We start from the raw sequence: 3,499 nt of genomic DNA, 5'->3' as shown, positions 1-3,499 counted from the left end.
TACGCGGTGATGCTCGGCGCGAAGTCGAGGATTTCGGCGGGCGCGGCGGCCTGCCCGGCGCGGGCCCGCTCGCGCGCCCCGTCCTCGTCCCCGGCGAGGGCGAGCGCGGCCAGCTCGTCGTCCACCAGCGGAACGGTGCTGGCCGAGTTCGAGCTGATCACGACCGCGCGGCCCGCGCCGGACGCGGCGAGCGCCTCGCGCAGCCCGGTCAGCAGCGCCACCGGCCCGAAGTAGTTGATCGACATGACCGCCGCGGCGTCCCGGACGTTCGGGCCGACGCCGGCGATCGCGGCTACGCCGTCGAGCCGTCCGCCGCTGAGGGCCAGCAGTTCCCGGACGGCGTGCGCGCGGCCGTCCGGCGTGCCGAGGTCGGCGACCACGTGCGCGTCGTGCAGGTCGACGCCGATGACCGTGTGCCCGGCCCGCTCCAGCAGCGCGGCGCTCGCCGCGCCCATCCCCGACGCCGATCCGGTCACCGCGAACGTTCCCATGCCTGCGCCTTTCGGGGTCGGCGTCGGTTGCCTTGCGCGCGCTCAGTGCGCTCAGTGGGTTCAGTAGGTGAAGGGCAGGTGCTTGATGCCGTTGATGAAGTTGGAGTAGAGCCGGTCGGGCTCGCCGACCGACCGGATCGTCGGGACGCGTTCGAACAGTTCGCGGAACATGACGGTGATCTCGCGCCGGGCCAGGTTCGCGCCCAGGCAGTAGTGCGGGCCGGGGCCGCCGAACCCGACGTGCGGGTTGGGGGAGCGCCGGATGTCGAAGCGGTCCGGGTCCTCGAAGACCGCCTCGTCCCGGTTCGCCGAGTTGTAGAACAGCAGCACCTTGTCCCCGGCGCGGTACCGGTTGCCGTTCATCTCGTGGTCGCGGGTGACCGTCCGGCGGAACTGGATGACCGGCGTCGCCATCCGGACGATCTCCTCGACGGCGCCGGCGATCCGGCCGTCGAAGTCGGCGGCGAGCAGCGCCCGCTGCTCGGGGTGGTCGGTGAGCAGCCTCAGCCCGTGCGCCATCGCGTTCCGGGTCGTCTCGTTGCCGGCCACCACCAGCAGGATGAAGAACGAGCCGATCTCCTGGTCGGTCAGCGACTCGCCGTCCACGTTCGCGGTGACCAGCGCCGACACCAGGTCGTCGGCGGGTGCGCGCCGGCGCCGGCGGGCCAGCTTCATCGCCATGTGGTTCAGCTCGTACCCGGCGGCGAGGCCCGAGGCCAGCCCGTACAGCACGCCGGTCCGGGTGATCCCGGTGCGGACGAACTCCCTGCCGCCGGTGTACTCCGGGTCGCCGATGCCGAGGATCACGTTCGTCCGGTCGTACACCAGCGCCCGCTGGCTCGCGGGGATGCCCATCATGTCGCAGATGACCTGCACCGGGAGGCGCGCGGCGACGTCGGTGACGAAGTCCCCGGTCGCGGGGCCGCGGGCCAGCAGGTCGTCCACGATCCGGCGGGCGCCCGCGCGCAGGTCGGCCTCGGTCCGGGCCAGCACGCGCGGGGTGAACGCGCGCGACACGATCCGGCGCAGGCGGGCGTGCCGCGGATCGTCCATGTTGATCATCGAGCCGAAGTAGCGGGCCAGGTAGCCGGGCAGGTCGGCGATGCTGTTGGAGCACGGCTCGCTGCTGAACACCTCCGGCGTCCGGCTCGCCGCCACCACGTCCGCGTGCCGGACCAGCGCGTGGTAGCCCGGCCCGTGCTTGATGAACGGCAGCTTCAGTTCCGGGAAGAAGGCGGGCCGGTCGCGCCGCCGGAGCTCGGCGAACGCGGCCTCGCGGGCGGCCGGCGGACGGGCCCAGAAGGCGATGTCGGACAGGTCGGCGTCGTGTGCGGCGGCCGTCGTCATCCAGCAGCACCCCCGGAAACCCGAGTCGCGTTCGGTTCTCCCTATCGAACTCGGGTCCCGGGGGTCCCGTCAACCGTCCGGCCCCGTCCCACGCGGGGCGAGGGCGGAGGCGGGTCAGGCCGCGGGGGCGAGGACGGTGCGGCGCAGGACCGTCCGCTCGACGGCCGTCCAGGAGGCGGACGTGAGCAGGTAGACGCCCGCGGCGAACGGTGTGAACGCCGCGACGACCGCGGTCCCGAGCGACAGCAGCCGCATCCACGTGCTGGGCGCGTGCCGGGACGACCACCAGGCGACCGCCGCCAGCGCCACCAGCAGGCCCGCGAACACCAGCCCGGCGGGCGTGAGCAGGCCGGCCCCGGCGACCGAGACGAAGTTCTGTCCCAGCGGCACCGTGAAGAACGCGTGCGCGAGCAGGACGTTCCGGTGCCCGGCGACGACCGCCGACCGGAACAGCGTGTACATGACCATGAAGAACGGGAACTGCAGCAGCATCGGGCCGAAGCCGGTCAGCGGGGACGCGCCCTCGCGCTCGTAGAGCGCGGCCGCCTCCCGGCGCAGCCGCTCGGGATCGCGCCGGTGCCGCTCGCGCAGCCGCGCCAGCTCCGGCGCCAGCGCGGCCCGGGTCCGTTCGCCGCGCGCCGCCCGGACCGCGAGCGGCAGCAGCGGCGCCCGGACGGCCAGCGTGAACACGATGATCGCGAGGGCTGCGGCGAACCCGCCCGCGAACGGCTCGAAAGCAGAGGTGAGCCCGCTGACCAGCGCGTACGCACCGGCCACGGGCATGTCGAGGAAGGACAAGACGATCTCCAAGGCTGGACGGGACGATCAGTGCGAGAACCTGGTCGTCCGTCCTGGGGCCCGGGGACGCGGCCGTCCGGACGCGTCGGGATCGCGCTGCGGCAGGAACGCCGTCCGCGAGGTGCGGTCGCGCAGGGTCGTCCGGACGCGCCCGACGGCCGTCCCGCCGTCGGCCCGGACGAAGCGGGTCGCGGCGAGCACCACCAGCCCCGCGACCGCCGCCAACGACGCGGCGACCAGCAGCTGAGGCAGCTCCCCGCCCAGGAACCCCGGAACGAGGGGGCCGCTGGACATGCCCGCGAGCAGCACGGCGGGCACGACCATCAGCCACACCAGAAGGTGCGGCGGCCGGATGCCCGTGTCCCGCTTCATACCGAATGGACGTCCCGTCCCCGCCACCGGTTCCCGGCCCGTCCCCCCGGGAGCGTCCCGGCTCAGCCCACCAGGAGCAGCGTCACGGCGGCGAGGACTGACAGCGCCGTGATGTTCCTGACCCACGTCATGCGCGCGGCGATCACGGCGTCGCGGCCGGGGTCGCGGGCCCAGTAGGTGAGCGCCGCGCTCAGCGCCCGCCCCACGCCGAACGCGACCCCCGCCAGCAGCGTCGCCGGGCCGCTCATGTGGGCCAGCAGCAACCCGAGCGCCAGGACGTACGGGGACGACGCCGACACGTACGTCCGGACGCCGGTGCCCATCTCGAAGCCGAACTGCAGCGATCCCGTCCGCAGCCGGTGCATCAGCACCTCCTGCGGGATCTGCCGCGAGTTCTGCGGCAGCGGCAGCCGCACCAGCCCGGCCTCGCGCGCCGCGGCGACGGCCGCGACCAGCACGGTCAGCACCGCGCGCGCCGGCCCCGGCACGGG

Annotated in this window: 5 protein-coding genes; all 5 read right to left on the bottom strand. The window is 74.1% G+C overall.

The annotated features are described in order from the left end of the window. Positions 1–491, bottom strand: a 491-nt coding sequence (locus AB0J52_RS32555) for a Rossmann-fold NAD(P)-binding domain-containing protein (RefSeq protein ID WP_500186676.1), incomplete at its 3' end; no start/stop codon positions are given. Between the two features lie 60 nt (positions 492–551). After that, complete coding sequence (locus tag AB0J52_RS32550; RefSeq protein ID WP_500186675.1) at positions 552–1,838, bottom strand: cytochrome P450; 1,287 nt, start codon at positions 1,836–1,838, stop codon at positions 552–554. Between the two features lie 114 nt (positions 1,839–1,952). Beyond that, entirely contained in the window at positions 1,953–2,648 is a 696-nt protein-coding gene (locus AB0J52_RS32545) for a YidC/Oxa1 family membrane protein insertase (protein WP_500186674.1), read from the bottom strand. A gap of 15 nt (positions 2,649–2,663) precedes the next feature. Next, positions 2,664–3,008, bottom strand: a complete 345-nt coding sequence (locus AB0J52_RS32540; RefSeq protein WP_500186673.1) for a DUF6412 domain-containing protein — start codon at positions 3,006–3,008, stop codon at positions 2,664–2,666. A 62-nt stretch (positions 3,009–3,070) separates the two neighbouring features. Continuing rightward, positions 3,071–3,499, bottom strand: a 429-nt coding sequence (locus AB0J52_RS32535; protein ID WP_500186672.1) for a hypothetical protein, incomplete at its 5' end; no start/stop codon positions are given.

Source organism: Spirillospora sp. NPDC049652, from assembly GCF_040675125.1.
In the GTDB taxonomy this organism is placed as follows: domain Bacteria; phylum Actinomycetota; class Actinomycetes; order Streptosporangiales; family Streptosporangiaceae; genus Spirillospora.
This window is presented reverse-complemented; position numbering and strand designations above follow the sequence as displayed.